Raw genomic sequence first — 26,509 nt, 5'->3', positions numbered from 1 at the left:
TTCAGATGCCGAAACGGCGATGACGGGCCGCGTAATCGCGCAACGCCCGCAAGAAGTCCACCCGGCGGAACTCCGGCCAGTACACCTCGGTGAACCAGATCTCGGAGTACGCGCTCTGCCACAGCAGGAACCCGGACAGCCGCTGCTCGCCCGAGGTGCGGATGACCAGATCCGGATCGGGCTGCCCGGAGGTGTAGAGATGCTGGCCGATGGCGTTCACCGTGATCGACTGGACCAGATCCTCCCCGGTCTCCCCCGCCGCGATCTCCTGGCGCACCAGCGAGCGCACCGCGTCGGTGATCTCCTGCCTGCCGCCGTAGCCGACCGCCACGTTCACGTGCACGCCCTGACGCCCCTCGGTGCGCTCGGCGGCGGTGCGCAGCCGCTTGGCGATCAGCTCGGGGAACCCGTCCAGCGAGCCGACGATCCGCACGCTCCACTCGCGATCCGGCGCCGACAGCTCCTCCACCACGTCGGTGATGACCTCGAAGAGCGTCTCCAGCTCGTCGGGATCGCGCTGCAGATTCTCCGTCGAGAGCAGGTAGACGGTGACCATCTCGATGCCGGCGTCCGAACACCAGCCGACCAGTTCCGCGATCTTCAGCGCGCCGACCCGATGGCCGTGGCTGACGTCGGTGAACCCGTTCTCGCGCGCCCAGCGGCGATTGCCGTCGCACATCACCGCGACGTGGCGTGGGTGTTGTTTTCCGGCCAGCTGCTTGGACAGCCGGGCCTCGTAGATGCGATACGGCAGCACGCGCACCCGACTCCGAAGCTCCACGGCGTCCAACAGTACGCCTCGCCGACGCGATACCGGCATCGACCGCGATAGCGTGGGGCGCTGGCGGAGACCGATAACCTACGCTAGCGTAGGTTACTCGCCGGTTCACCAGGAGGTTATCCGTGTCCGAACCCGTCGGCACCGCAGACCCGGAGCTGCTCGGCACGTCGCCCGCCGAAGCGCTGGCCGCGCTCGTCAAACCGAGCATGCGCGGCTGGATCCACACGTGGGCCGTCGGCATCGCCGCGATCGCGGTGGCGGTGCTGGTCGCCACCGCCGCCACCGTGTCGGCGACGGCGGGCTGGTCCACGTTCGTCTACGGCGTCACCGTGTGCGGCTTGTTCGGCATCAGCGCCGTCTACCACCGCATCACCTGGAAGTCGGTGCGCACTCGCATCCGGATGAAGCGCGCCGACCACTCGATGATCTTCCTGTTCATCGCGGGCAGCTACACCCCGTTCGCGCTGCTCGGCCTGCCGGGGCGCACCGGGCAGACGCTGCTGGCCGTGGTGTGGGCGGGCGCGCTCGCCGGCGTCGCGCTGAAGCTGCTGTGGCCCACCGCGCCACGCTGGGTGGGCGTACCGCTGTATCTGCTGCTGGGCTGGGCGATCGTGCCGGTGGCCGGGCAGCTCTACGACCGGATCGGGCTCGCGCCGCTGATCCTGCTCGTCATCGGCGGGCTCGTCTACAGCATCGGCGCCATCCTCTACGCCACCAAATGGCCCAACCCGTGGCCGGAGGTGTTCGGGCACCACGAGTTCTTCCACGCCGCCACCGTGCTCGCCGCGCTGTGCCACTACATCGCGATCTGGCTGGTCGTCTTGCGCTGACGCGTTCGCGCCCTCGGCGCGGGTGTGACGGATAAGCTCGTCGTTCGTGTCACCTGTCGCCCCGCGGCCGCCCGGCCGCACCCGTCTGCCGTGATCGCGAAGCTCGTCGTCTGGGCGCTCAAGGCGCGGTGGGGTCTGGCGACACTGTTGACCGCCGCCCACCTCAGCGGCCTCGCGGTGATCTTCACGCTGCTGGTGCTGAGCGGCTTCCTGGGCAGGCTCGGCACCGACTGGGTGCGCGCCCTGCTGATCATCGGCATCTACCCCGTGTTCGGCTTCGCGGTGGGCCTGGTGATGGCGGTGCATGACCGCGCCGCGTACTTCGGCTGGTTGGACCAGACCCGCAGACCGACCACGGAGGAGGCGCGCAGGCTGCTGCGCCTGCCGATGGCGGTGTCGCTGCGCGCGCTGGCGCTGTGGATTCCCGGCGTGGTGGTCGCGACCGTCACCTTCTCCCACCTCACCGAACACGATCCCGCCGTGACGGCCGCGCTGTTCACCATCGGCGCGTTCGAGACCGCCGCGGTGACGTTCCTGATGGTGGACCGGCTGATCCGCCCGACCATTCCCGTGCTCACGGCGGTGCTGGGCACCACCGTCCACTGGAGTTCGTCGGTGCTGGTGCGGCTGCTGCTCACCTGGGCGGTGGCGGGCGCGCTGCCGCTGCTCATGCTGATCGTGGTGCTGGCCGACAAGGTCGCCACACCCGCCGACCGCGTGCGCACCGGCATCTACCTGGCCGCCGTCAGCATCGGGGTGGGCGCGCTGGCGACGGCACTGCTGGCCCGCGCCGTCGCCTTCCCGCTGCGCACGCTGCGGTTGGCGCTGGATCTGATCGGGCGCGGCGAGCTGGAGGCGCGGGTGCCCGTCACCAGCAGCGGTGAGATCGGGCGGCTGGAGCATTCGGTGAACGAACTGGCCGCGAACCTGCGCGAACGCGAGCGCATGCGCGATCTGTTCGGCAGGCACGTCGGCGCGGAGGTGGCCGAGCGCGCGCTGGCCGGCGGCATGGACCTCACCGGCGACGTGCGGGTGGTCTCGGCGCTGTTCGTGGACGTGACGGGGTCGGTGGAGCTGTCGACCGGGCTGGCGCCGCAGGAGTTCGTGGCGAAGCTGAACCGGTTGCTCACCATCGTGGTGGCGGCCACCGAGGAGAACGGCGGGCTGGTCAACAAGTTCGAGGGCGACGCGGCGCTGTGCGTCTTCGGCGCGCCGATCGCGTTGCGCGACAACGCCACTCCCGCGCTGCGGGCGGCCCGGCGCATCCGCGACGAGGTGACCGAGGTCGGGGAACTCGACATCGGCATCGGCGTGGCGCACGGGCGGGTGTTCGCGGGCGACGTGGGCAGCGACACCCGCCTGGAATACACCGTCATCGGCGACGCCGTGAACGAAGCGGCTCGCCTGACCACCGAGGCGAAGACGGTGCCGCGTCGAATCCTGGTGAGCGGCGCGGTGATCGAGGCCGCCGACGCCGCCGAACGCGCCCGCTGGACCCGCTACGACGACATCCTGTTGCGCGGTATGGCGGAGCCGACCACCTGCTGGACCGACATCATCGGCGCGACACCGGTCCCGCCTCCGGTGGTCACGGAGGAACCGCCGGTCAGCGCGATGACCGAGATCCACGGGTCGGCGGCCGAACCCGAGGTGGGGTGATCACCTGCGGGCCAAGGACTCCTGAATCGCGTCGGCCGTCGTCACCGGGAGGTCGCACACCGAGCCCCGGCAGATGTAGGCGGCGGGGGCGGTGCCGACCAGCGGGCGTTCGGCCAGCAGCGGAGCCGAATCCGGTGGCGCGGCCAGGATCACCGAACCGCCCGGTGCCCAGTGGCGGGAGGCGGAGAGGAGTTCCGTTGCGGTGTCGGCGGTTTCGGCCGAGACGGCGATCGCGACCTGGATCGGGCCGCGCAGGGCGGCTTCGGCGACCGCCAGCCACTGACCGGCCGAGCGCGGGGCACGGGCGAGGACCACGGCACCGCGGGCGAGGGTCCGGTCGGCCAGGTCGCGGTAGCGGATCGCGCGGTCGGGGTCGCTGAGGGCCGCGGCGGTGAGCAGGGCTTCGGCAAGCGAGGACGCACCGGCCGGGGTGGCGCCGTCGACGGGATCGCGGGGGCGGGCGACGAGAACCTCCGCGTCATCGGCGGTGTCGAACCAGCTGCCGGGGGCGTCGGGATCGGCGAAATGCTCGATGGCCGAGTCCAGCAGACGTTGCGCGTCGGTGAGATGGCCCGGGTCGCCGTCGGCTTGATACAGCGCCAGCAGCCCGGTGACCAGCCACGCGTAGTCCTCCAGCACGCCGGGCGAGGCCCCCGCCCGCCCGCCGAGCGAGGCTCGCCGCACGCGACCGTCCACCACGTGCTCGGCCAGCAGGAACCGCGCGCAGCGGTCGGCGGCCGCGACCCAGTCCGGACGGCCCAGTGCCGCACCGGCTTCCGCGAGCGCGGTGATCGCCATGCCGTTCCACGCGGTGACCACCTTGTCGTCGCGCTCGGGCTGCGGGCGGGTGTCGCGTTCGGCGCTGAGCCGGGCCACCACGCGCTCGAGCAACTCGAGGTCGTCGGGGTCTCGGTAGCGGGTGAGCACCGAGGTGCCCTGCTCGAAGTTGCCTCCCGTGGAGACGCCGAAGAACTCCGCCGCCCAGGTGCCGTCGCGCGGGCCGAGCACACCGACGAGTTCGGCGGGCGTCCACACGTACGTGGCGCCCTCGACGCCGGGACCGCCCGGCTCCAGATGGGTGTCGGCGTCCAGCGCCGAGGCGAACCCGCCGTGCTCGGTGCCCAGATCCTTCAGCAGGAAGTCGACCGTCTCGCGAGCCACGCGCAGCGCCAACGCTTCTCGTTCCCCGCCGGGGAATCGGCGCGCGAGATGGGCGTAGACGCGCAGTAATTGGGCATTGTCATAGAGCATCTTCTCGAAATGCGGCACCACCCAGGCGGCGTCGACCGAGTAGCGCGCGAACCCGCCGCGCAGCTGGTCGTAGATGCCGCCGCGCGCCATCGCCTCCGCCGCGCGCCACACCACCTCGGCGATCCGGTCGTCGCCGGTGCGCTCCCAGCCGCGCAGCAGACCCTCCAGCAGCGCCGAGGGCGGGAACTTCGGCGCGCCGCCGAACCCGCCGTGCTCGGGGTCCTCGTCGCGCAGCACGGTGGCCGCGGTGTGGTTCAGCAGTTCGGCGGTGATGGTGAGATCGGCGTCGGGCAGGCCGGCGGTGTTCGCGCGCAGAGCCTCGGTGACCTGCGTCGATGCCTTGTCCACCTCGTCGCGGCGGGTGCGCCAGGTCTGGATGACGGCGGTCAGCAACTGCGTGAACGACGGCATGCCGCCGCGCGGCGCCTTCGGGTAGTACGTGCCGCAGTAGAACGGTTCCCCGGCCGGGGTGAGGAAGCACGTCATCGGCCACCCGCCCTGCCCGGTCATCGCGACGGTCGCGCTCATGTAGATCGCGTCCAGATCGGGCCGCTCCTCGCGATCCACCTTCACGCACACGTAGTTGTCGTTCATCAGCGCCGCTGTGGCCTCGTCCTCGAACGACTCGTGCGCCATCACATGGCACCAGTGGCAGCTCGCGTACCCGATCGACAGCAGAATCGGCACATCCCGCCGCGCCGCCTCCGCCAACGCCCCCGCATCCCACTCCCGCCAATGCACGGGATTGTCGGCATGCTGACGCAAATAGGGCGAGGTCGCACCGGCCAATCGATTCACCCTGCCAGCCTCCCACACCTCCCATGCGGCACACGAGATCCCGGCCAGTGCGATCCGGTCGTGACGCGAAATGGTCGTCCACGGCTCCGGCGGCGCGACGTGCGTCCTCGGACGACCGCCTCCAGCAGCGGGAACGCGCGGGTCACGGCCGGATGACGACCACTGAGCCTCCCACCAGCCCTGCGTGGGGTGCCTCCCAATCGGCGCACTCGATGATTCCCGCCCGGCATCATGCCTTCCCGGGCTCGCGGGAACTTCCCGAGAACCTACAAGTCGTCGGGCAGGAGCGTGAACGCCTTCGCCTGGGTCAGCGGGCGAATTGTTCGGAAGTCCCGGCGATCGAGTGTCAGCACCGCCTCGGTGCGGAACTTGGCGGCGAGGGCGACGCTCACCGCGACCGCCAGATCCAAATCCAAACCGGCGTAACGGCTTTGCACTGACCGAGCCAGCGGAAGCAGCTCCCGGTCCACGTCGGGGACGAGGAACCTCATACGCTCCACTTGCGTCAGGATCATGTCGATGATCTGTGTGCGTGCCGCGGAACCGAACCGCTTCTTGGCCAGATGATCGACTTCGGCCAGCACCAGGGGTGACACGATAACCGTCCCAGCCTGCTGCAGCACCGACCGGCAGGCGACCGATTCGGCGGCATTGCGATCGGAGGCGGCGATGATGCCCGATGTGTCAGCTACGAGTATCACGCCAGTCCGCCCCCTCAGCTACCGCTCTGGTCACATCATCCCCGGAAACGGGCTCCCCGTTCCCCTCGAAGGTCGGCCAGTCGAGCGATTCGTCCCACACACGATACGAGAGCGCCGCCAAATGAATGCCCTCGCGAATGATCTCCGCTTCCGCAATGCCCCGCTGCTTCGCGGCTTGCTTGATCAGCGCTAGATCCTCGGCATCGGCATAGACGTTAGTTCGCTTCATCGACATGTACCAAAGGTAGCACATGTACCAATGGCTACATACGCTACGCGGAGGCACCGCGCGACGACAACTCGTGCGATTCGCACTTTCGCAGCAACGACACGCCACGGCCTACGACACTCGCCGATTCACCGGACCCGAACACGGTTCCTGTATTCGGCTGACCAGGGAAGGCGAGGCCGCCGAAGCGGCGCTGGCGGTCTACTACTCCGCGCTGGGCCGGCGCGGTGCGCTCCAGCCTGTCGCGTTGACCGATATCGTGACGCACCCACGCGCCCTGCTCGCCCTCGCGACCGAATCGGAACCGGATGACGCGCGGGCGCATCTGTCACTGCTCGCGCTGGCGAGCCGTTTCAGGATCTCGCCGACAATGCCCAGGCGTTCATGGGTTCGCCGCAGAACGTGCGCGACCTGCACGAGGCCGACGTCGACGCCTTCCTCGCCTACGAGGACCGGCTCATCGAGTACCTGGAGCGGTTCATCAAGAATCTGGTCGGCACCGGGGCCGAGATCGCCGGTCTCGTCGTCGAACTCGACGGACGCCGGTTCGAAACCTGCTCGATCTGGCCGCGCTGCGCGAATCCGCCGAGACCGCACCGGACGGCACCGACGACTTCCGCGAGCGGGCGTTCGCGCGAGTACGGCCGAACAGGATCGGCGCCGACACACAACCCCGGGTGGACGAACTCTCGGTCCGATCAGCTCTTCACCGGCCATGAATGAGAATGCGCGGTCACCTCGACGCCGGTTTCGTGGACATACGGACGCTTGATTGGTGGTCACATAGACGGACTTCAGTGGTCGCTTGGACGCTGCCTCCAGCGTGGGCCGTGCCGCTCGGTCACCGTGCGCCCACGACGGCGATCGAAACATGGTCACCGGGCCGGCGATGAACGGCGCCGCAATCGTCCGGTCACCGATTCAGCTCGGGCCGCCGTCCGGCACCTCCACGTTCGTGTGCCACGTCCCTTCCGGATACGTGATGTACATCGGTCCCAGGTTGCACGGGTTGAGGCAGCCGGTGGGGGTGATGAGGGCGTCGGGGTGGTCGGTGCGTAGCGTGCGGTGGAGGGCGGCCGCGCCGTAGACCGTGCAGCGGGGGCCGCGGCAGACCAGGATGTGTTCGGTGTGCTCGGGGATCTGCGACCAGGCCGGGCTGCGGAAGGCGCGGGGGCTGGCGGTGACCGGGCTGCCCGGGGAATCCATCAGGCCGCGCACCACGTCGGCGAATCCGGCGGCCGCGTCGAGACTTTCGGCGATCCGCACCTCGTCATCAACCCCGCGGACCTCCTTCCAGTTCGCCACCGCCCGCGCGATCCAGGTCTCCAGGTACCGGTCGCGCGGCACGGCCAAGGGGATCAGGGTGACCGGCTCCCCCGCCGCGACCGCCTCGTCCAGCACGGTCCGGATGGTCGGCTCACCCTGATCGAGCAGGGCGTAGCCGATGCCGCACTCGGCGGCCAGCTTCTCGACGGCGGCGAGGTCGACACCCGAGGGCGTGGGCCGCGCGACCAGGACGTAGCGGCGGTTCATCGCGCCCGCACCGCCCGCGCGGCGGGGACCACCAGCGGGGTCCCGGTGGCCGGATCGTCGATGACCAGGCAGTCGAGCCCGAACACCTCGGCCACCAGGTCGGGCCGCACGACGGCCGCGGGCGCGCCGCTCGCGACGATCCCGCCGTCCTTCATCACGACCAGGTGGTCGGCGTAGCGGGCGGCCAGGTTCAGGTCGTGCAGCACTGCGATGATGGTGCGCGGCAACAGGTTTCGCAGCACCTCCAGCACGTCGAGCTGATGGGCCAGGTCCAGGAAGGTGGTCGGCTCGTCGAGCAGCATCACTTCCGGGTCCTGCGCGATGGCCAGCGCGATCCATACCCGCTGCTTCTGCCCGCCGGAGAGCAGGTCGACGGGGCGGTCGGCGAGGTCGAGGGCGTCGGTGAGTTCGAGGGCGCGGCGCACCGCGGCGTCGTCAGCGGCGGACCACTGCCGGAACCAGCGCTGATGCGGGTAGCGGCCGCGTCCGACGAGTTCGGCGACGCTGATCCCGTCGGGCGCCTGCGGCTGCTGGGGCAACATGCCGAGGCGGCGCGCCAGCGTGCGCGCCGGGGTGTCCGCGATGTCGGCGCCGTCGAGCAGCACCGCGCCCGCGGCCGGACGCACCAGCCGCGCCAAGCCGCGCAGCAGGGTCGACTTGCCGCAGCCGTTGCGTCCGACGATGACGGTGAGCTGCCCGGCGGGGAAATCCACGGTGGCGTCCGTGACGACGCGGCTGTCGCCGTAGGCGAGGCCGAGGCCCGCGGTCGTGAGATGTGCGGTCATCCTGCGTGTCCGATTCGAGTAGCGCGGGCAAGGAGATAGACGAGCACCGGCGCGCCGAGGATCGCGGTGACGACCCCGACGGGGAGCTCGGCGGGAAACAGCCGCCGGGCCGCGAGATCGGCCGCCGTCACGAGCAACGCGCCCGCCGCGGCCGCCGGAGCAAGCCCGGCACCGCGTTCGGCGAGCAACCGGCGCACGATCTGCGGCGCGACCAGCGCGACGAAGGCGATCGGCCCGGCCGCGGCGGTGGCCAGGCTCGCCGCGACGGCGGCCAGCACCGTCGAGGTCACGCGATGCGCGCCGCGCCGCCCGGCCAGGGCCGCGGCGAGATCGTCGCCCAGTTCCAGCAGCGGCAGCGTGCGGGCGAAGACCACCAGCGGCGGCACCACCGCGCCCACCGCCGCGGCGGCGAACCAGACGTGGGTCCAGTCGCGGTTGGCCAGGCTGCCGGTGAGCCACATCGCCGCCGTGTGCGCCTGGTAGGAATCGGCCCTGGTGAGCAGGAACGAGATCGCCGAGGTGAGCATGGCCGTCACCCCGACCCCGACCAGCACGAGCCGGTACCCGTGCAGACCGTCCTTCGTCGCCACCGCGACCACCAGCGCCATCGCCACGACCGCGCCGGCCAGCGCGCCCCCGACCATCGCCACCCCGGCGACGCCGAGCACGGTGCTCACCGCGAGCGCGCCGAGCGAGGCACCCGCGTTGATCCCGATGATCTCGGGACTGACCAGGGGATTCGACGCGATCCGCTGGAGGATCGCCCCCGAGATACCGAATGCCGCGCCGGTGCACAGCCCGGTGAGCACGCGGGGCAACCGGTCGGCGTAGACCACGTCGTATTCGATGAGCGTGCCGCCTCCGCCGAGCACCCGCACCACGTCGCCCGCGCCGAGCGGATAGTGCCCGACGGTCATCGACCACAGCGCCACACCCAGCGCGGCCGCCGCGAGCAGCACGGTGACCAGCACCGACCTGGTGTGCACCCGCACCACGACCCGGCGCCCGGGCGAACTCAGCAACACCGTGCCCGCGGGCAGCACTCCCTGCGCCCTCACAGCGTCGACACCTTCCGGTTGCGCACGAGGTAGAGGAAGAACGGCGACCCGGCGAGCGCGGTGACGATCCCGGCCTGGATCTCCTGCGGCGGCGCGACGACGCGCCCGAGCACATCGGCCAGCAGGAGCAGCGCCGGTCCGAGGACGGCGCACCAGGCCAGCACCCACCGGTAGTCCTGCCCGGCGAAGGCCCGCGCGACGTGCGGAACGACCAGCCCGACGAACCCGATCGGCCCGGCGATCGCCACCGCCGACCCGGCCAGCAGCACCACGCTCACCGCACCGGCCGCGCGCACCGTGGCGAGCCGGGCGCCCAGTGTGCGCGCCATATCGTCGCCGATGGCGAGGGCGTTCAGCGCCCGCGCCAGCGCCACGGCCAGCACCGCGCCCACCGCGACGAACGGCGCCGTCGCCGCCATGGTCTCGGTGTCGGCCCGGCTCAGCGACCCGACCACCCAGAACCGGAAGTCGTCGAAGACGTTGCGGTCCAGCAGGGTGACGGCCGTGGTGACCGACCCGCACAGCGCCGTGAACGCGGCCCCCGCGAGGACCAGCTTCACCGGCGTCGCGCCGCCCAGCCCCAGCGAACCGAGCGTGTAGACGAACACGGCGGCAACGGCCGCGCCGAGGAACGCGAACCAGACCAGCCCGGCCGGCGCCGTCATCCCCAGCCCGCCGATGGCCGCGACGATGGCCAGCGACGCGCCCGCGTTGATGCCGAGCAGACCGGGACCGGCCAGCGGATTGCGGGTCAGCCCCTGCATCACGGCACCCGCCAGCGCGAGCGCGGCACCGGCGAGCAGCCCGGCGACGGTGCGCGGCACCCGGATGTAGCGCACGATCCGGTCGGTGTCGGTGCCCTGGAAATCGGTGAACGCCGAGAACACCGCCGCCGGGGTGAGCGCGTGCCTGCCGACCAGCACCGACGCCAGGCAGGCGGCGGCGAGCCCGACGCCGGCGACCAGCAGGCCGACGCCGCGAGACGACGGGTTCACCCGCCGAACAGATCCGGGTGGATCAGCCGCGCCACCAGTTCGGTCGCGTGCGCGAGGCGGACCCCGGCGGCGCGGTCGGCGAACAGGAACGGGTGCACCGCGCGCTCCCGCACGGCCGTCAGGTTCGCGAACGCGGGATCGGTGAGGATCTTGTCGGCCTGCGGCTGGGCGTCGGCGCGCGTATAGGTCGCCTGGCAGCACAGGCTGGTCAGGATGATGTCCGGGTCGCGCGCGATCAGCTCCTCCGCGCCGATCTGGATATTGCGCCGTTCGGTGCGGTCCTCGAAGACGTTCACCCCGCCCGCGGCCTCGATGAGCTGGGTGACGAAGTCGATGCCGCTCGCGATGCTGTAGGTGCCGTCGTCGCGGGGCGTCACGACCGCCACCCGGGGCCGTTCGGCGCCCGCCACGGTCGCGCGCACCGCGTCGATGCGGGCGCTCAGATCGGTCACCACCTGCTCGGCCCGCTCGGACACACCCCACAGCGCGCCGAGATCGCGCAGGTCGGCGTAGACGTTGTCGAAGCGGACGGTGGCCGGGTCGATGGCCTCGTCGGCCAGGCCGTCGGCGCTCGGGCACAGCGGGCTCAGCACCCAGGTGCGCACGCCGAGACCGTGCAGGCTCGCGCGGGTGCCCACGCTGGACTGCGCCGACTCGGCGAACATCCCGTTGTAGCCGGACAGCACGAAATCCGGGTTCTGCGCGAGCAATTCGTCGCGGCTGGGCAGCCGCTCGACGTAGGCCGAGCGGGCCTGCGCCTCCTGGTACTCGGGCAGCACCGCCGCGTCCAGGAACGCCGTCCCGGCCAGCCGGTCGGTGACGCCGAGCGCGTGCGCGATCTCGATGGACGGCTGATACGCCGCGTAGATCCGCTGCGGCGGGCCGTCGACGGCGACCTCGATCCCGCAGTTCACCCGGGTCGCGGCGGCCTCGCCCGCCGCGGCCGGTTCGGGTGGTGCGGCACAACCGGCCAGCGCGAGTGCGCCGACGATGAGCGCGCCGAGACGCGGGCGCGCGAAAACAGATGGGGTCACCGTGACCGCCTTCCAGGTCCTCGTGGAGCGGGTAGCGCCGTGGCCGGTCTCCTGGCTGACGGGTGGTGCGCGGCGTATCTACCTTCCCAGGGCGGGCCCCAGTGGCTCCGGACGCGCGGGCGCCCGGGTCGATATGTCACTCCCGATCACAGTGGCGAGGGCCGCACCGGTTCCACACCGGTTTCCCGAACACCACGGCCCCGGGACCTTACCAAGGGCAATGAACCTCCGGGTGACCCAGCGGCCGTCTCACCACTTGCGGCCGGTGTAGGCGAGCAGCTTGCGGTGCGCGGGGGCGTCATCCTCGATGGGGACCTCGGCGTCGTAGATACCGGGGCGGCGGAAGACCTCGATGCCGCCGCCCGCGTACATGGCCGCGAGGAGTTCGGCGCACAGGCCGTCGTCGGCGAGGTCGGGGCGGTCGATGGCCAGGGCCAGATCGACGCCGTGGACCACCACCTCGGCCAGGTGGATGAGCGCCGCGGCGCGGCCGGGCAACGGGCCGAGCGACAGGTGCACGGTGGCGTCGGAGACGTCGGGCCGGTGCCAGGCGGCCCGGTCGACCTCGGCGGCCGCCGAATAGGCGCCCAGCGCGTCGCCGCCCAGCCAGTCGTCGCCGCGCGCCCCGCGCGGATCGATGCCGCACAGCGCCGCCGCGTGGGCGTGCATACCGCCCACGGTGTGGTTGAGCACGGCGCGCACATCCCAGTCGCTGCACGGCGTCGGCGCGGCGAGCATCTCGTCGTCGACGGCGGCGACGATCGTGCCGGTCATGTCGAGGGCGCGGTCGATCTGGCCGAGGAGAGTGTCCATGGAGGTCCTTCGGTCGAGCGGAGTTCCCGCATTGATAGCACAACCGAGTGACCACCGCCGGATGACGGAACGCGCCGTTGTGGTCCACCCCAATCGACACGAAAAGTATTGTGTCACCGCAAGTATCGCGTGGTGCGAGGTACGCGGACCGCGACCCTGGATGTCGGTGTTCGTACCGGTCCGCGAGGGTGTCCTCGATGTGAGCGGAGTCATGCCCGCCTGTCCAGATCCCTTGCCGCGCCGGCCCGGCGGCTCAGCCGGTCTGCGGCTTCCCGCCCGCTTGTGCGTCGGGCTTCTCGCGCGGCACCGCGCCGGGCTCGGTGCCTTCGTCGGCCGCTTGATCCGGCTCCGGATGCTCCGGCTCGAAGGTGTCGGGCAGGTTCTTCAGGTGGCGGTTCATCGACCGCACGAGCAGGAAGGTGCCGACGAGCAGGACGAGCACGATGGCCAGGCCCAGCGGCGAGGCCTTGCCGAACTCGGGACCGGTCGGGGTGTTCGGGGTCTGGGCGAGCAGAACGAGCATCACCGCGACGCGTCCTCGATACCGGCGAACAGATCGGTCTCCGGGATGGCCGTGCGCACGCGGGTCTTGGCCAGCTCGAACTCCTCGGTGGGCCACAGCCGCTGCTGCAACTCCAGCGGGATCGCGAAGAACGCGCCGTTCGGGTCGATCTGGGTGGCGTGCGCGCGCAGGGCGTCGTCGCGCTGCGGGAAGTACTTGCCGCACTCCACCTGGGTGGTGACCCGCGCCATCACGTCACCGCGCTCCACGGCGTGCGAGCGGATCCGGTCCAGCCAGTCCTGCAGCGGGAACGGCTCGCCCATGCGCTCGTACTCGGCGGCGAACACCTCGAGCCGCTTCATGCTGAACCCGTGGTCGTAGTAGAGCTTGAGCGGCGTCCACGGCTCCCCGGCCTCGGGGAACGCCTCCGGATCGCCCGCCGCGTCGAACGCGGCCACCGACACCTGATGGCAGCGGATGTGGTCGGGGTGCGGGTAGCCGCCGGTCTCGTCGTAGGTGGTGATGACGTGTGGTTTGAACTCGCGCACCACGCGCACCAGCGCCTCGGTGGCCTCCTCGAGCGGCACCAGCGCGAACGACCCCTCCGGCAGCGGGGGCAGCGGATCGCCCTCGGGCAGCCCCGAGTCCACGAAACCGAGCCAGGTCTGGCGCACGCCCAGCGCGCGCGCCGCCGCCGCCATCTCCTCGCGGCGCACCTCATCGATGCGTTCGAGCACGCCCGGGGTGTCCATCGCGGGGTTGAGAATGCTGCCGCGCTCACCGCCGGTCAACGTCACCACCAGGACCTCGTGGCCCTCGTCGGCGTACCGTGCGGTCGTCGCGGCTCCCTTGCTGGATTCGTCGTCCGGGTGGGCGTGCACCGCCATGAGGCGAAGGCCACTCACGTCTCGTTCACCATCGCTCTCGGTCGCGGGTGTCGGGTCTTCGTTCCCTATAGTTCCATTCGACCGACTTTCTGTTCCGACCCACCCCCGGGAGCGAGAAGATGAGCGATACTGCGCCCGGCGGCGACGCGGCCGCGCGACACGCCGACCGGTACGGCAGCGCACCGCCCGCCCGCCGCCGCGGACTCGCCATCGCGCTCGGTGTCGGTGTGCTCGCGGCCGGTGTGGGCGTCGCCTACCTGGGATTTCAGAAGTACGGGCCCGACGAGATCAACGCCGAACAGCTCGGCTACACCGTCGTCGACGATTCCACGCTGAGCGTGCGCGTGAAGGTCAGCCGCGACGATCCGGCCAAGCCCGTGGTGTGTTTCGTGCGGGCGATGGACCGCGATGGCGCCGAGGTGGGCCGGCGCGAGGTCCTGGTCGAGGCGTCGGACTCCGGCACTGTCCAGTTCACCACCACGGTCCGCGCGTCGAGCAGGCCCGCCGCGGGCAGCGTGTACGGGTGCAGTGACAGGGTGCCCGCGTACCTGCGCGCCCCGTAATCCGGCCGCCGGATTCGCGATGTCCGGCTACCGTCCCCGCGTTTTCACCCGCCCAGGCACCGCCCCCACGGGCGAAAACGCCGGGCGACGTCCGGAAAATTAACTCCGACCTGCATGTTTGTGATTCATGCTAAAATGGCGTCACACACGGTTCCGGGCCACGGAGCCGTGTTTGCTGCATTGGCGGCCAGCGCTGCTGCGTTCCGGGGTCGGGTTCACCCGGAACCGGGCCTGTCGGGGTTCGTAGAACTTCCCCAGGATCGCTCTAGCCGTCGGCTGGTGCATGCCCGCCTCCGGGTGGGTACTGCGGCAGTGATCAGGGAATCCCGGCTCGCGCCGGGAACAACTACTAGGGAGTGATCGAGATGACCGAGACGAATGTGACCTGGCTGACCCAGGAATCGCACGACAGGCTCAAGAGCGAACTCGACGCGCTCATCGCCAACCGTCCGGTCATCGCCGCCGAGATCAACGAACGCCGCGAAGAGGGCGATCTCAAGGAGAACGGCGGATACCACGCCGCGCGCGAGGAGCAGGGCCAGCAGGAGGCGCGCATCCGCCAGCTGCAGGAGCTGCTGAACAACGCCAAGGTCGGCGTCGCGCCCACCAAGTCCGGCGTCGCGCTGCCCGGCTCGGTCGTGAAGGTCTACTACGACGGCGACGAGTCCGATACCGAGACGTTCCTCATCGCGACCCGCGAGGAGGGCCTCGGCCACTCCGATCTCGAGACCTACTCGCCGAACTCCCCGCTCGGCGGCGCGCTCATCGACGCGAAGGTCGGCGAGACCAGGGAGTACACCCTGCCCAACGGCAACACCATGAAGGTCACGCTGGTCAGCGCGGAGCCGTACCACAGCTGACCGGTTCGGTCTCCGCGCCGCGGATCGGCACGACCCGCACTGCCGCATCCCGGCGCGTGGACACCGCCGCAGCACCGCGTGTCCGCCGGATCGGACCGCCGGCCGAAGGACGGTCGCCTCCTGATCGGCCGTTTCCGACCGGACGTGCGGTCTTTCCGGCGGTCTGGTGAGTGACGGACGGTCGAGCCCCGAGCTGGTTACGCCCGGGCGCCGCGACCCTCGACAGACGCGAGCGGCCGCACTCGATCTCGAGTGCGGCCGCTTCGTCGTCTTCATGCCGGTGTCAGGCCAGCGCCTGCTCGACGTCGGCCAGCAGATCGCTGACGTCCTCGATCCCCACCGAGAGCCGCACCAGATCGGCGGGCACCTCCAGCACGGACCCCTCGGTCGAGGCGTGGGTCATGGCGGCCGGATGCTCGATCAGCGACTCGACGCCGCCCAGCGATTCGGCGAGCGTGAAAATCTGTGTGCGCGAGCAGAAGTCGTGGGCCGCCTCGCGTCCGCCGTGCAGGCGCACCGAGATCATGCCGCCGAACCGGCGCATCTGCTTGTCGGCGACGCCGTGGCCGGGATGCTCGGCCAGGCCCGGGTAGATCACCTGGGAGATGGCCGGGTGGCCGGTGAAGAACTCGGCCAGCTTCTCGGCGTTGTCGCAGTGGCGCTCCATCCGCACCGCCAGCGTCTTGGTGCCGCGCAGGGTGAGGAACGCGTCGAACGGGCCGGGCACCGCGCCCGCGCCGTTCTGCAGGAAGGCGAACGCGGTGTCGAGTTCGGCGTCGTCGGTGACGAGCGCGCCGCCGACCACGTCGGAGTGGCCGCCCAGGTACTTGGTGGTGGAGTGCAGCACGATGTCGGCGCCCAGCGCCAGCGGCTGCTGCAGGTACGGGGTGGCGAAGGTGTTGTCGACCACCAGCTTCGCGCCCGCGGTGTGCGCGATGTCGGCCAGCGCGGGGATGTCACCGATGCTCAGCAACGGGTTGGTGGGCGTCTCGATCCAGACGAGCTTGGTGTTGGGGCGGATGGCCGCGCGCATCTCGTCGGTGTCGAAGACGTGCGCCGGGGAGTGCTCGATGCCCCACTGGCTGAACACCTTGTCGATGAGCCGGAAGGTGCCGCCGTAGGCGTCGTCGGGGATGACGATGTGGTCGCCGGGGCGCAGCAGGGCGCGCAGCGCACAGTCGGTGGCGGCCATGCCGGACGCGAAAGCCCTTCCGTAGCGGCCGGATTCGAGCGCGGCGAGGTTGGCTTCCAGCGCGGTGCGGGTCGGGTTGCCGGTGCGGGCGTACTCGTAGCCGCCGCGCAGGCCGCCGACGCCGTCCTGGGCGAAGGTGGAGCTCGCGTAGATGGGCACGTTGACCGCGCCGGTCTGGGGATCGGGATCGAAACCGGCGTGCACGGCCCGTGTGGAGAATCCCAGCTCACTCATGGCCACAGCCTAGATGCGGCGTTCGCGGGACTTTCGCCGGGGCACCCCCTTTCCCGCGCGAGGGTCTGCTGCGCGCCCGCGCCTGCCTTTAGGCTGAGGCCCATGGTGACTGTCGAGGAATTGTTCGCTATCGATACCCTGCTCTCCGCCGAGGAGCGCGAGATCCGGGACACGGTCGCGGCTTTCGCGGCGCAGCGGCTGCGCCCGCACATCGCGGACTGGTTCGAGGCGGGCACCTTCCCGGCCCGCGAGATCGCCCCCGAGCTGGGCAAACTCGGTCTGCTGGGGATGCATCTGGAGGGGTACGGCTGCGCCGGGATGTCGGCAACGGCGTACGGCCTGGCCTGCCAGGAGCTCGAGGCGGTGGACTCCGGCGTGCGCAGCATGGTGTCGGTGCAGGGGTCGCTGGCCATGACCGCGATTCACAAGTTCGGCTCCGAGGAGCAGAAGCAGCGGTGGTTGCCCGAGATGGCGGCGGGCACCGCGCTGGGCTGTTTCGGCCTCACCGAACCCGACTTCGGCTCCAACCCCGGCGGGATGCGCACCCGCGCGGTGCGCGACGGCGACGACTGGGTGCTCAATGGCGCGAAGATGTGGATCACCAACGGCACGGTCGCCGATGTCGCGGTGGTGTGGGCGTACGCGCACGAAGGCGACGCCAAGCCCGTGGTGCGCGGATTCCTGGTGCCGGCCGGCACGCCCGGATTCACCGCTCGTGAGATGCACCACAAGCTCTCGCTGCGGGCGTCGGTGACCGCCGAACTCGACTTCGACGACGTGCGGCTGCCCGCCGACGCGGTGCTGCCGGACTCGCGCGGGCTGAGCTCACCGCTGGCCTGCCTGAGCGAGGCGCGGTTCGGCATCGTCTTCGGGGCGCTGGGCGCGGCCCGCGACTGCCTGAGTGCGGCGATCGACTACTCCCGCACCCGCGAGGTGTTCGACAAGCCGCTGGCCGGCTACCAGCTCACCCAGGCCAAGCTGGCCGATATGGCGCTCGAGGTGGGCAAGGGGCAGCTGCTGGCGCTGCACCTGGGCCGGCTCAAGGATCGCGGCGAGATCACCGCCGAGCAGATCAGCGCGGGCAAGCTCAACAGCACCAGGGAGGCGATCGCCATCGCCCGCGAATGCCGCACCATCCTCGGCGCGAACGGCATCACGCTGGACTACCCCGTGCTGCGGCACGCGAACAATCTGGAGTCGGTGCTCACCTACGAGGGCACGGCCGAGGTGCACCAGCTCGTGCTCGGTAAGGCGCTCACCGACGCCAACGCGTTCCGCTGACCGATCGTTCACCCGAAGTGTCGCGCGCACCGGCGGCACCCCGACGCCGACCTGTTCCGCCGACCGATCGTTCGCCCAAAGTGTTCGCGCGCCGACAGCACCGCGACGCCGACGCATTCCGCTGACCCGATCGCCGGTCGTTTGCCCCAAGCGCCGCAGACGCCGCGCGGCGCTACGGGGTCACCGCGTAACCCGCTGATTGCCGGGCGCGCGGCCCGGATCAGCGAAAAGCCCTGCGGGACGGCGTGATCGAATCCGCGGGCCGGATCAGGCCGCCGCCGATCGCGACCGCCAGCGTCGCGCCCACGGTCACCAGAACCGTGACCAGGATCGGCACCGTGACCGACGCGGGAACACCGATCAGGGCCAGCGCGGCCACGGCTCCCGCGCCCCACACGAGCACCGCGGCGAACCGGCCCAGGATCCGTCCGTAGGGCGGCGCGCCCACCATCGAGGTGACGATCAGCCGCACCTCCTGTCCTACCACCGCCGCGACCACCGCGAGCACGATCGCCGCCGCGCACCTCGGCAACCAGGCCACCACGTCACCGAGCAGCGCGCCCACCGCGGTCGGCCCGAACACGCCCAGGCCGAGCCAGAGCGCGACCAGCAGAACGGTTCCGGCCGAGGCGGCCGTGAGCAGGCCGGTCGCGCCGTGACCGTACGGGAGCCCGCGCACGAGCCGGTCGAAGCCGGTCAGCCGCAGGACGCACGTCACGATCGCGGCGACGGCCCGCGCGACGAACCAGCCCGCGAGCAGGATCGCGAGGAACCCGGCGACCATGGTCAGGAAGGTCGCGACCGAACCCCACGCCTCGGCGAACCCCCACTCCGGATCGACCCCCGATCGAGAGGTGTGCACGGGCCCATCCCTTCGGAATCCGACGATGCCGAGCACGGTTGCCCGCCACGGCTCCAAGGCCGGTTATACCCCTGGAAGTGCTCGATCATAGGCAATTGCGATGAATTTGCCACATGCGTCGCCGCGACAGGCCCCGGTGCGCCGAAGCTGGACGGTCGTCCACAGCCGGACGCACGCGCTCACCGGAAAAGCCCACCGCCCGGACGCGTACGCCGACCGTCGCCGTCGGGCCCGAACTCAGGCGCCGATGCGCCCCGTGCTCAGGAACCCGAGCAGGTCGTGGCGGGTGATGACGCCCACGGGCTTGCCGTCCTCGACGACCATCAGCGCGTCGGTGTCCGACAGCGCCTTGGTGGCCGCCGAGATCGGCTCGCCCGACCCGATCAGCGGGAACGACGGGCTCATGTGCTCGGCCACCGAATCGGTGAGCTGGGCGCGGCCCTCGAACACCGCCGAGAGCAGATCGCGCTCGGTGACGCTGCCCGCCACCTCGCCCGCCATCACCGGCGGCTCCGCGCCGACGACCGGCATCTGCGACACCCCGTACTCGCGCAGGATCTCGATGGCGTCGCGCAGCGTCTCCGACGGGTGGGTGTGCACCAGGTCGGGCAGGCCGCCGGTCTTGCCGCGCAGGACGTCGCCGACCAGCGGCTCGGGGCTGCCGTCCAGGCGGCTGCGCAGGAAGCCGTAGGAGCTCATCCACCGGTCGTTGAAGATCTTCGAGAGGTAGCCGCGGCCGCCGTCGGGCAGCAGCACCACCACGACCGCGTCCGGATCGCGGCGCGCCACCTCGATGGCGGCCACCACGGCCATGCCGCAGGAGCCGCCCACCAGCAGGCCCTCCTCGCGGGCCAGCCTGCGGGTCATGTCGAAGGAGTCGGCGTCGGAGACGGCGATGATCTCGTCGGGCACGGCCGGGTCGTAGGCGGTGGGCCAGAAGTCCTCGCCCACGCCCTCCACCAAGTACGGGCGGCCGGTGCCGCCGGAGTACACCGAGCCCTCCGGATCGGCGCCGATGATCTTCACCTTCCCGCCGGAGACCTCCTTGAGGTAGCGGCCGGTGCCGGTGATGGTGCCGCCGGTGCCCACACCCGCGACGAAGTGCGTGACCTTGCCGTCGGTGTCGCGCCAGATCTCCGGGCCGGTGGTCTCGTAGTGGCTCTCGGGGCCGCCCGGGTTGGAGTACTGGTTCGGCTTCCAGGCGCCCTCGATCTCGTCGACCAGGCGGTCGGAGACGCTGTAGTAGCTGTCCGGGTGGTCCGGCGGCACGGCGGTCGGGCACACCACCACTTCGGCGCCGTAGGCGCGCAGCACGTTGCGCTTGTCCTCGGACACCTTGTCGGGGCACACGAACACGCACTTGTACCCGCGCTGCTGGGCGACCAGGGCGAGGCCGACGCCGGTGTTGCCGGACGTCGGCTCGACGATGGTGCCGCCCGGTTTCAGCAGGCCGTCCCGCTCGGCCGCCTCGATCATCTTGACGGCGATCCGGTCCTTGGAGCTGCCGCCCGGGTTGAGATATTCGATCTTGGCCGCGACCAGCCCGGCGTTCGGGCCGACGACGCTGTTCAACCGGACCAGGGGCGTGTTGCCGATGAGGTCCACGACATGATCCGCGATGCGCATTGCCCCATCGTTGCAGAAGGCTCCGGAGCGGGTTCGCCCACGCCACCCTCGAGGTGACGATTCCGACATCGAGGCACCGGCCGCGCTCCGCGCTTAGGATCGGGAGCCATGAGGCAGACCTCCATCACCAGGGCCGCCATCGTCCTCGCCGCATCGGCCGCCGCCACCGTCCTCGGATCCGGTGCGTCGGCGCACGCGGCCACCGTCGGCTTCCCGGACGTCCCGACGGTCGCGCGCGGCGGCCTGTGCTGGACCACCATCCAGACCTGGGCCGACACCAGCCCCGAATGGCCGGGCCGCGCCATCCTGAACATGCGCGCCGCGCCCGTCTCCGGCGTCGGCCCCGGCCGCTACCCGCTGGCCCCGCTGTGCGAGGTGAAGGCCACGGTGGCCTGGCGCAATGTGACCACCGGCGCGGCGGGCGTCTACGAGAACATCGTCGTCACCGGCATCTACGGCAGCATCCAGTACGCCCTGTTCCAGGACACCGGGCCCGGCCGCGTCGACGTCACCGTCACCACCGACGCGCCGAGCATCCCCGCCCACGCCTCCTTCGACGTCCCCGCCTGACCCATCCCGGCCCGCTCGCGTACCTCGTGAGCGGGCCGCTTGCTGCTCGGCGTACCGGGCGGTGCGGGCGCGTTGGCCCGACAGCCCCGAATACCGTCGACCCGCGCCGATCTCGCATCCTTCGGTCCCGGCGCGACGCGCGACCGTCGTCCCTGGTGAGCGGCCCGGGCGGGCGCGAGCACGTACCATGTCTGAACGTGGGCGCACCTAGGATCAGCTGGCGCACGGCCGCCGTGACCGGTGCCGCGACGCTGATCGCGGGATCGGGCGCGGGCACCGCGTCGTGGGTGGCGTATCGATGGTTGATGGCGCAGGCGGGGGCGGCGCGCGGCGTCATCGGACGCGACACCTCCAAGCCCCCGGAGGCCGACGGCATCTACACCGCGGGCTGCGCGGCGCCCGAACCGTGGCGCACCGGCAAGCACGCCGACCTGCACCTGATGATCTTCGGCGACTCCACCGCGGCCGGTGTGGGATGCGCCGACGCCGAGGGCGTACCCGGCGTGCGGATCGCCCGCGCGCTGACCGAGGCCACCGGCAAGCGAATCCGGTTGAGCACCAAGGCGATCTCCGGCGCCACCTCCAAGGGCCTCGCGGGCCAGGTGGACGCGATGTTCGTCGCGGGGCCGCCGCCCGACGCGGCCGTGATCTTCGTCGGCGCCAACGACATCACCAAGAAGCACTCGATCAGCGCCTCGGCGCGCAGGCTGGGCGCGGCGGTGGCCCGCCTGCACCTGGCGGGCAGCGTGGTCGTGGTGGGCACCTGTCCCGATCTGGGCACCGTCGCGGCCATCCCGCAGCCGCTGCGCACCATCGTCCACAACTGGAGCGTGCGGCTGGCCAAGGCGCAGTTCGCCGTCACCACGGCCGCGGGCGGGCACCCGGTGCAGATGGGCGTGCTCGGCCGCGAATTCCTCGCCGCGCCCGACGAGATGTTCTCCGCCGACGGCTTCCACCCGTCGGCGGCGGGCTACGAACTGGCGGCGGCGCAGATCCTTCCGGTGCTGCTCGAGGCGCTGGAACGGCGCGGCGTCGACACCGACGACGGCGCGGCGCGGGCCCGGCGCGGGCTCGCGGCGCGGCTGGTCGCGATGGTCGCCCAGAAACCGGCGGCCGACGCCGGAGCGCGCAATGGCCGGGGCGACGTTCCCGGCGCTCTCCACATTCGGTACACATAGAGGTGCCAGTACAAAACTGAGCAGCACGCACGAAGGAGCCCTCATGCCAGAGGCAGTTATCGTTTCGACCGCCCGCTCTCCCATCGGCCGCGCAGGCAAGGGTTCCCTGGTGAGCATGCGGCCGGACGACCTCGCCACCCAGATGGTCCGCGCCGCCCTGGACAAGGTGCCCGCGCTGGATCCCACCCAGATCGACGATCTGATGCTGGGCTGCGGCCAGCCCGGCGGTGAGGCCGGCTTCAACATGGCCAAGGTGGTGGCCACCCAGCTCGGCTACGACTTCCTGCCCGGCGTCACGCTGAACCGCTACTGTTCCTCGTCGCTGCAGACCACCCGCATGGCGCTGCACGCGATCAAGGCCGGCGAGGGCCACGTGTTCATCTCGGCCGGCGTCGAGACCGTGTCGCGCTTCCCGAAGGGCACCTCCGACGGCTGGCCCGACACCCACAACGAGCAGTTCGCCGAGGCCGAGGCCCGCACCGCCAAGCGCGCCGAGGGCGGCTCCGACGGCTGGGCCGACCCGCGCGAGGCGGGCGAGCTGCCCGACGTCTACATCGCGATGGGCCAGACCGCCGAGAACGTCGCCCAGTTCACCGGCATCTCCCGCGAGGACCAGGACCACTGGGGCGTGCGCTCGCAGAACCGCGCCGAGGAGGCCATCAAGTCCGGCTTCTTCGAGCGTGAGATCACTCCGGTGACGCTGCCCGACGGCACCGTCGTCTCCACCGACGACGGCCCGCGCCCCGGCACCACCTACGAGAAGATCTCGCAGCTCAAGCCGGTCTTCCGCCCCGACGGCACGGTCACCGCAGGCAACGCTTGCCCGCTCAACGACGGCGCGGCCGCGCTGGTCATCATGAGCGACGTGCGTGCCAAGGAGCTGGGCCTGACCCCGCTGGCGCGCATCGTGTCCACCGGCGTCTCGGGCCTGTCGCCCGAGATCATGGGCCTTGGCCCGATCGAGGCGGTCAAGAAGGCGCTGGCGCTGGCGGGCAAGACCGTCGGCGATATCGACCTGTTCGAGATCAACGAGGCGTTCGCCGTGCAGGTGCTCGGCTCGGCGCGCGCGCTGGGCATCGACGAGGACAAGCTGAACGTGTCCGGCGGCGCGATCGCGCTGGGCCACCCGTTCGGCATGACCGGCGCCCGCATCACCGCGACGCTGCTGAACAACCTCCAGACCTACGACAAGCAGTTCGGTGTGGAGACCATGTGCGTCGGCGGCGGCCAGGGCATGGCGATGGTGCTCGAGCGCCTGAGCTGAGCGCACCCCCGAGCCGAAGGGCGGTCACCGGTCGCGGTGGCCGCCCTTCCGCTTTACCTCGCGGGTAATCGACTCCGGCCTCGTCGCGCGGAAGTATGAAGGGCGACAAGCAACCCCATCGCCCAGGAGGCCACGATGCCCGCCTACGCCGTCGCGCATCTGCACAACGTCGATCTCGGACCCGGAATCGTCGAGTACCTCGAGCGGATCGACGCCACGCTCGCGCCGTTCGGCGGGAAGTTCCTGGTGCACGGCGCGGGCCAGGTGGTGAAGGAGGGGCCCGCCGACGGCAACGTGGTGGTGATCCAGTTCCCCGATATGGCCGCCGCGGAGGGCTGGTACGACTCGCCCGCGTACCGCGACATCCTCGCCCTGCGCACCGACAATTCGTCGGGCGTCGCGGTGCTGGCCCCGGATTGCGGCGACGACCACGTCGCCACCGACGTGTTGAAGGACCTCGGCTGAAGGTCCGGACGAACGAAGGGCGGCCACCGGAATTCCGGTGGCCGCCCTGTGCCGGTAGCGGGCGTGACCCGCGGTCGGCTAGTCGCTCTGGAAGTAGGTCAGCAGGCGCAGGATCTCGATGTAGAGCCAGACCAGCGTGACGGTCAGGCCCAGCGCCACGCCCCAGGCCGCCTTCTCCGGCGCCTGCGCGCGGATCAGCTGATCGGCGGCGTCGAAGTCGAGCAGGAAGCTGAACGCGGCGATCGCGATGCAGACCAGGCTGAAGATGATGGCGATCGGGCCGCCGTCCCGCAAGCCGAAGCCGCCGTCCATGAAGAAGCTCGCGACCAAGTTGCCCAGCATGAGCACCACGACGCCGATGGTGGCGCCGATGATCATGCGGGTGAAGCGCGGGGTGACGCGGATGGCGCCGGTCTTGTAGACCACGAGCATGCCCGCGAACACGCCGAACGTGCCGAGCACCGCCTGCGCGATCAGACCGCTGCCGCCGACGCCGCCGAAGGAGATGTCGGTGAACATGAACGACAGCGCTCCGAGGAACAAGCCCTCGGCCACCGCGTATCCCAGCACGAGGGCCGGGTTGTCCATTTTGTTGGCGAAGCTGGCGACCAGCACCAGCACCAGGCCGGTGAGGCCGCCGACGATCACGAACAGCGGCGCGAGACCGGTGTTCATCGAGGTGAGGGCGTAGGCGATGATCGCGCTGACGGCCAGGACACCCAGGGTGATGCCGGTCTTGGTCACCACGTCGTCGATGGTCATCGAGCGGGTGGCGGGGGCCTGCTGGTACGGCTGGCCGTACCCGGCGGGGTACTCACCGTACTGCTGCTGGCCGTACTGGTGCCCCATCTGGCCGGCACCCGCTACGCCCGACCCGAAGTTGGCGTAGCCGCCGCCCTCCTGCCGAGGGAGGTTTCGAAAAACCGGATTGCTTGTCGTGCGCACCGTCAGTGCCTTTCTGGAGTCGTTGCCGCTGTCTGTCGGGGCAGTGCCCGATATCCAACTGCCTTCTCCAACGTACGGGCACCCGTACCGAGTTCCCGTCACGTCGGGCGAGGCGGACAATTCGGACTCTACCGCTGCCGGACGTCGTGCAGACCACGCACCGACCGTGTCACGGTGAACTTCCGGTTCCGGCCGACCACATCGGTCCGCCCGACCATCCGCTCCACAACGCCACGATAGTCCAGATGGGTGTTGTACACAGTCCAGAGTTCGCCGCCGGGACGCAGCACCCGGCCGGTCTCGGCGAACATCTTGATGGCCGAGCCGGTGTGCACGGCCGCCCCGACGTGGAACGGCGGATTGCACAGCACCAGGTCGGCGCTGTTGTCGGCGGCCGAGGACATGGCGTCGTCGCGCACGACCGCCACCCGGTCGGCCAGGCCGTTGGCCGCGACGGTGGCGCGCGCCGAGGCGACCGCGGCGGCGGACTGGTCGGTGCCGGTGACCCGCAGCGCGGGCCGAGCCTTGGCCAGCGCCACCGCCAGGATGCCGGTGCCGCAGCCGAGATCGATGGCCTCGCGCGCGTCGGGCTTCATCAGCTTGAGGTGTTCGAGCAGGAAGCGGGTGCCGATGTCGAGCTTGGCGCCGGAGAACGCGGCCCCGTGCGCAACCACCTCGATGTCCAGCTCCCCGATTCGCTCGTACACCGGAAAGGGCGGCTCCCCAACGGTTTTCGGACCCGAGACGAACAGCGCGCGGGACTTCTGCCTGCCCAGGCTCGCGCGGACCTCCGAAAAGTATTCGCCCAGCACGTCGTTCATGGACTTGGTGAGATGCTTGTCACGCCCACCCGCGATGATGCGCACCCCGGGCGCGGCGTAACGGGCGATGGCGTCGGCGATCTCGGCGAGCCCCGACAGCGCGCGCGGCAGGCGCATCAGCACCACGGTCGCGCCGGTGAGCAGGCCGGGGCCGAGCGGATGGGCGGTGTAGCGGTCGGTGCGCCCGGCGGCTTTGGCGTTGTTCGCGAGCGCGAGTTCGCCGGTCAGCAGATCCTGGTGCACGCGCACGTCGCGCAGGTCGTGCGCGGCGATGGCGCCGAGCGTGAGCGCGCCGTAGCTGTCGCCGATAATGGCAACCTCCCCGCTACCGGCGCTCGCGAGGGTGTCGGCGGCCACGTCGAGGATCAGCCGATCGGCGGCGTCCACGGCATAGAGGTTCGCCGCCTCCACATCCGGATACCGCCGCAGGCGACCCAGCACATCCTCGACCTCGTCCACGACTCAAGTGTGCTAGATCGTTGCCCGATCGGCGCGACCACCCCGGGGATCGGGGTCGTAATGGCTTGTGCCCGCGTCGCGAGTCCGCGTTATGTCAACCGGCGCAAGCGAATTCGACAGGATCGCGCGATTACTTCCGACGCGAAAAATGCGCTGCCCCAACGACCGGCGTTCCGGACAGTGGGACGCGAACACGGTTTCGCCAGGACGCGCACGATTGCGAACCGCAACCTTCGTTTCGAATTCCGCCCGCACGCGTCCGAGACCCGTCGGGGCAGCGTCGCACCCCGCCGGAACCCCGGACGCGGAGGCGTCCGCCGTGCGGCTTTCCGG

27 protein-coding genes and 1 riboswitch are annotated in these 26,509 nt (G+C 70.8%); of the genes, 10 read left to right on the top strand and 17 right to left on the bottom strand.

What is annotated here, in order from left to right:
• Window position 1: 1 nt before the first annotated feature.
• The gene (locus OHB21_RS15330) at window positions 2–820 is read right to left on the bottom strand and encodes an isoprenyl transferase (RefSeq protein WP_067508267.1); all 819 of its coding nucleotides are present in this window, start codon (window positions 818–820) and stop codon (window positions 2–4) included.
• A 116-nt stretch (window positions 821–936) separates the two neighbouring features.
• Between OHB21_RS15330 and trhA the strand changes: the two genes are divergently transcribed.
• Window positions 937–1,611 (top strand): PAQR family membrane homeostasis protein TrhA, encoded by a 675-nt coding sequence (gene trhA, locus OHB21_RS15325; RefSeq protein ID WP_324191991.1) that lies wholly within the window; start codon window positions 937–939, stop codon window positions 1,609–1,611.
• Between the two features lie 90 nt (window positions 1,612–1,701).
• Entirely contained in the window at window positions 1,702–3,270 is a 1,569-nt protein-coding gene (locus OHB21_RS15320; RefSeq protein WP_084537531.1) for an adenylate/guanylate cyclase domain-containing protein, read from the top strand.
• On the opposite strand, the gene OHB21_RS15315 is transcribed toward OHB21_RS15320, so the two are convergent.
• The 3 genes from OHB21_RS15315 to OHB21_RS15305 form a co-directional block, all read right to left on the bottom strand.
• Complete coding sequence (locus tag OHB21_RS15315; RefSeq protein ID WP_232331721.1) at window positions 3,271–5,319, bottom strand: thioredoxin domain-containing protein; 2,049 nt, start codon at window positions 5,317–5,319, stop codon at window positions 3,271–3,273.
• Between the two features lie 266 nt (window positions 5,320–5,585).
• Window positions 5,586–6,020: a PIN domain-containing protein gene (locus tag OHB21_RS15310; protein ID WP_195141990.1), complete on the bottom strand. Its 435-nt coding sequence runs from the start codon at window positions 6,018–6,020 to the stop codon at window positions 5,586–5,588.
• Entirely contained in the window at window positions 6,004–6,255 is a 252-nt protein-coding gene (locus tag OHB21_RS15305) for a ribbon-helix-helix domain-containing protein (protein WP_195141989.1), read from the bottom strand. Before OHB21_RS15305 ends, OHB21_RS15310 begins: the two co-directional genes overlap by 17 nt.
• Window positions 6,256–6,633: 378 nt before the next feature.
• Between OHB21_RS15305 and OHB21_RS15300 the strand changes: the two genes are divergently transcribed.
• Window positions 6,634–6,972: a DUF2397 family protein gene (locus OHB21_RS15300; RefSeq protein WP_067508261.1), complete on the top strand. Its 339-nt coding sequence runs from the start codon at window positions 6,634–6,636 to the stop codon at window positions 6,970–6,972.
• Between the two features lie 198 nt (window positions 6,973–7,170).
• Here the strand turns inward: OHB21_RS15300 and OHB21_RS15295 are convergent, their stop codons facing one another.
• From OHB21_RS15295 to mca, 8 genes are all read right to left on the bottom strand, one after another.
• Window positions 7,171–7,782 (bottom strand): (2Fe-2S) ferredoxin domain-containing protein, encoded by a 612-nt coding sequence (locus OHB21_RS15295; RefSeq protein WP_067508259.1) that lies wholly within the window; start codon window positions 7,780–7,782, stop codon window positions 7,171–7,173.
• The gene (locus OHB21_RS15290) at window positions 7,779–8,567 is read right to left on the bottom strand and encodes an ABC transporter ATP-binding protein (RefSeq protein WP_067508257.1); all 789 of its coding nucleotides are present in this window, start codon (window positions 8,565–8,567) and stop codon (window positions 7,779–7,781) included. Before OHB21_RS15290 ends, OHB21_RS15295 begins: the two co-directional genes overlap by 4 nt.
• Window positions 8,564–9,625 carry a FecCD family ABC transporter permease gene (locus OHB21_RS15285; RefSeq protein WP_232331720.1) on the bottom strand — a complete coding sequence of 354 codons (1,062 nt, stop codon included), beginning with the start codon at window positions 9,623–9,625 and terminating at the stop codon, window positions 8,564–8,566. The genes OHB21_RS15290 and OHB21_RS15285 overlap by 4 nt, the downstream gene beginning before the upstream one ends.
• Entirely contained in the window at window positions 9,622–10,620 is a 999-nt protein-coding gene (locus OHB21_RS15280) for a FecCD family ABC transporter permease (RefSeq protein WP_324191969.1), read from the bottom strand. The genes OHB21_RS15285 and OHB21_RS15280 overlap by 4 nt, the downstream gene beginning before the upstream one ends.
• Window positions 10,617–11,654 (bottom strand): ABC transporter substrate-binding protein, encoded by a 1,038-nt coding sequence (locus OHB21_RS15275; RefSeq protein WP_324191968.1) that lies wholly within the window; start codon window positions 11,652–11,654, stop codon window positions 10,617–10,619. Before OHB21_RS15275 ends, OHB21_RS15280 begins: the two co-directional genes overlap by 4 nt.
• 24 nt (window positions 11,655–11,678) lie before the next feature.
• Window positions 11,679–11,866, bottom strand: a riboswitch (cobalamin riboswitch).
• Between the two features lie 37 nt (window positions 11,867–11,903).
• Window positions 11,904–12,467 carry a TIGR03086 family metal-binding protein gene (locus OHB21_RS15270; protein ID WP_067508253.1) on the bottom strand — a complete coding sequence of 188 codons (564 nt, stop codon included), beginning with the start codon at window positions 12,465–12,467 and terminating at the stop codon, window positions 11,904–11,906.
• A 253-nt stretch (window positions 12,468–12,720) separates the two neighbouring features.
• Window positions 12,721–12,990, bottom strand: coding sequence for a hypothetical protein (locus tag OHB21_RS15265; RefSeq protein WP_067508251.1), 270 nt, complete (start codon window positions 12,988–12,990; stop codon window positions 12,721–12,723).
• Window positions 12,990–13,856 (bottom strand): mycothiol conjugate amidase Mca, encoded by an 867-nt coding sequence (gene mca, locus OHB21_RS15260; protein WP_113975079.1) that lies wholly within the window; start codon window positions 13,854–13,856, stop codon window positions 12,990–12,992. The genes OHB21_RS15265 and mca overlap by 1 nt, the downstream gene beginning before the upstream one ends.
• A gap of 119 nt (window positions 13,857–13,975) precedes the next feature.
• Between mca and OHB21_RS15255 the strand changes: the two genes are divergently transcribed.
• On the top strand, window positions 13,976–14,419 hold the full coding sequence (locus OHB21_RS15255; RefSeq protein ID WP_067508247.1) for a DUF4307 domain-containing protein: 444 nt from the start codon (window positions 13,976–13,978) through the stop codon (window positions 14,417–14,419).
• A gap of 365 nt (window positions 14,420–14,784) precedes the next feature.
• On the top strand, window positions 14,785–15,279 hold the full coding sequence (gene greA / locus OHB21_RS15250) for a transcription elongation factor GreA (RefSeq protein WP_067508245.1): 495 nt from the start codon (window positions 14,785–14,787) through the stop codon (window positions 15,277–15,279).
• Window positions 15,280–15,562: 283 nt separating this feature from the next.
• Here the strand turns inward: greA and OHB21_RS15245 are convergent, their stop codons facing one another.
• Window positions 15,563–16,705 (bottom strand): cystathionine gamma-synthase, encoded by a 1,143-nt coding sequence (locus tag OHB21_RS15245; protein ID WP_067508243.1) that lies wholly within the window; start codon window positions 16,703–16,705, stop codon window positions 15,563–15,565.
• A gap of 102 nt (window positions 16,706–16,807) precedes the next feature.
• Between OHB21_RS15245 and OHB21_RS15240 the strand changes: the two genes are divergently transcribed.
• Window positions 16,808–17,986: an acyl-CoA dehydrogenase family protein gene (locus OHB21_RS15240; protein WP_067508241.1), complete on the top strand. Its 1,179-nt coding sequence runs from the start codon at window positions 16,808–16,810 to the stop codon at window positions 17,984–17,986.
• 220 nt (window positions 17,987–18,206) lie between these two features.
• Here the strand turns inward: OHB21_RS15240 and OHB21_RS15235 are convergent, their stop codons facing one another.
• Both OHB21_RS15235 and OHB21_RS15230 read right to left on the bottom strand, forming a co-directional pair.
• Window positions 18,207–18,848 carry a mechanosensitive ion channel family protein gene (locus tag OHB21_RS15235; RefSeq protein WP_195141988.1) on the bottom strand — a complete coding sequence of 214 codons (642 nt, stop codon included), beginning with the start codon at window positions 18,846–18,848 and terminating at the stop codon, window positions 18,207–18,209.
• Between the two features lie 237 nt (window positions 18,849–19,085).
• Window positions 19,086–20,474 carry a cystathionine beta-synthase gene (locus OHB21_RS15230; RefSeq protein ID WP_067508237.1) on the bottom strand — a complete coding sequence of 463 codons (1,389 nt, stop codon included), beginning with the start codon at window positions 20,472–20,474 and terminating at the stop codon, window positions 19,086–19,088.
• A 108-nt stretch (window positions 20,475–20,582) separates the two neighbouring features.
• On the opposite strand from OHB21_RS15230, the gene OHB21_RS15225 reads away from it, so the two are divergent.
• From OHB21_RS15225 to OHB21_RS15210, 4 genes are all read left to right on the top strand, one after another.
• Entirely contained in the window at window positions 20,583–21,044 is a 462-nt protein-coding gene (locus OHB21_RS15225; protein WP_067508235.1) for a hypothetical protein, read from the top strand.
• A 197-nt stretch (window positions 21,045–21,241) separates the two neighbouring features.
• Window positions 21,242–22,222, top strand: coding sequence for an SGNH/GDSL hydrolase family protein (locus tag OHB21_RS15220; protein ID WP_195141987.1), 981 nt, complete (start codon window positions 21,242–21,244; stop codon window positions 22,220–22,222).
• 43 nt (window positions 22,223–22,265) lie between these two features.
• Window positions 22,266–23,486 carry an acetyl-CoA C-acetyltransferase gene (locus OHB21_RS15215; RefSeq protein ID WP_067508231.1) on the top strand — a complete coding sequence of 407 codons (1,221 nt, stop codon included), beginning with the start codon at window positions 22,266–22,268 and terminating at the stop codon, window positions 23,484–23,486.
• Window positions 23,487–23,621: 135 nt separating this feature from the next.
• Window positions 23,622–23,951: a DUF1330 domain-containing protein gene (locus tag OHB21_RS15210; protein WP_067508229.1), complete on the top strand. Its 330-nt coding sequence runs from the start codon at window positions 23,622–23,624 to the stop codon at window positions 23,949–23,951.
• Between the two features lie 78 nt (window positions 23,952–24,029).
• On the opposite strand, the gene OHB21_RS15205 is transcribed toward OHB21_RS15210, so the two are convergent.
• Window positions 24,030–24,896: a Bax inhibitor-1/YccA family protein gene (locus OHB21_RS15205; RefSeq protein ID WP_195124757.1), complete on the bottom strand. Its 867-nt coding sequence runs from the start codon at window positions 24,894–24,896 to the stop codon at window positions 24,030–24,032.
• Between the two features lie 128 nt (window positions 24,897–25,024).
• Window positions 25,025–26,176: a class I SAM-dependent methyltransferase gene (locus OHB21_RS15200; RefSeq protein WP_067508226.1), complete on the bottom strand. Its 1,152-nt coding sequence runs from the start codon at window positions 26,174–26,176 to the stop codon at window positions 25,025–25,027.
• Between the last annotated feature and the right edge of the window lie 333 nt (window positions 26,177–26,509).

It is taken from the genome of Nocardia puris, from assembly GCF_036051655.1.
Classification (GTDB): domain Bacteria; phylum Actinomycetota; class Actinomycetes; order Mycobacteriales; family Mycobacteriaceae; genus Nocardia; species Nocardia puris.
This window is presented reverse-complemented; position numbering and strand designations above follow the sequence as displayed.

What these genes read in the sequence shown, in the direction of transcription:
- mca (WP_113975079.1), bottom strand. Translation starts at nt 13,856, where the DNA reads ATGGCGGTGCACGCCCACCCGGACGACGAATCCAGCAAGGGAGCCGCG.
- OHB21_RS15265 (WP_067508251.1), bottom strand. Translation starts at nt 12,990, where the DNA reads ATGCTCGTTCTGCTCGCCCAGACCCCGAACACCCCGACCGGTCCCGAG.
- OHB21_RS15245 (WP_067508243.1), bottom strand. Translation starts at nt 16,705, where the DNA reads ATGAGTGAGCTGGGATTCTCCACACGGGCCGTGCACGCCGGTTTCGAT.
- OHB21_RS15215 (WP_067508231.1), top strand. Translation starts at nt 22,266, where the DNA reads ATGCCAGAGGCAGTTATCGTTTCGACCGCCCGCTCTCCCATCGGCCGC.
- OHB21_RS15210 (WP_067508229.1), top strand. Translation starts at nt 23,622, where the DNA reads ATGCCCGCCTACGCCGTCGCGCATCTGCACAACGTCGATCTCGGACCC.
- OHB21_RS15305 (WP_195141989.1), bottom strand. Translation starts at nt 6,255, where the DNA reads ATGTCGATGAAGCGAACTAACGTCTATGCCGATGCCGAGGATCTAGCG.
- OHB21_RS15230 (WP_067508237.1), bottom strand. Translation starts at nt 20,474, where the DNA reads ATGCGCATCGCGGATCATGTCGTGGACCTCATCGGCAACACGCCCCTG.
- greA (WP_067508245.1), top strand. Translation starts at nt 14,785, where the DNA reads ATGACCGAGACGAATGTGACCTGGCTGACCCAGGAATCGCACGACAGG.
- OHB21_RS15300 (WP_067508261.1), top strand. Translation starts at nt 6,634, where the DNA reads ATGGGTTCGCCGCAGAACGTGCGCGACCTGCACGAGGCCGACGTCGAC.
- OHB21_RS15330 (WP_067508267.1), bottom strand. Translation starts at nt 820, where the DNA reads ATGCCGGTATCGCGTCGGCGAGGCGTACTGTTGGACGCCGTGGAGCTT.
- OHB21_RS15295 (WP_067508259.1), bottom strand. Translation starts at nt 7,782, where the DNA reads ATGAACCGCCGCTACGTCCTGGTCGCGCGGCCCACGCCCTCGGGTGTC.
- OHB21_RS15240 (WP_067508241.1), top strand. Translation starts at nt 16,808, where the DNA reads ATGGTGACTGTCGAGGAATTGTTCGCTATCGATACCCTGCTCTCCGCC.
- OHB21_RS15255 (WP_067508247.1), top strand. Translation starts at nt 13,976, where the DNA reads ATGAGCGATACTGCGCCCGGCGGCGACGCGGCCGCGCGACACGCCGAC.
- OHB21_RS15270 (WP_067508253.1), bottom strand. Translation starts at nt 12,467, where the DNA reads ATGGACACTCTCCTCGGCCAGATCGACCGCGCCCTCGACATGACCGGC.
- OHB21_RS15225 (WP_067508235.1), top strand. Translation starts at nt 20,583, where the DNA reads ATGAGGCAGACCTCCATCACCAGGGCCGCCATCGTCCTCGCCGCATCG.
- OHB21_RS15290 (WP_067508257.1), bottom strand. Translation starts at nt 8,567, where the DNA reads ATGACCGCACATCTCACGACCGCGGGCCTCGGCCTCGCCTACGGCGAC.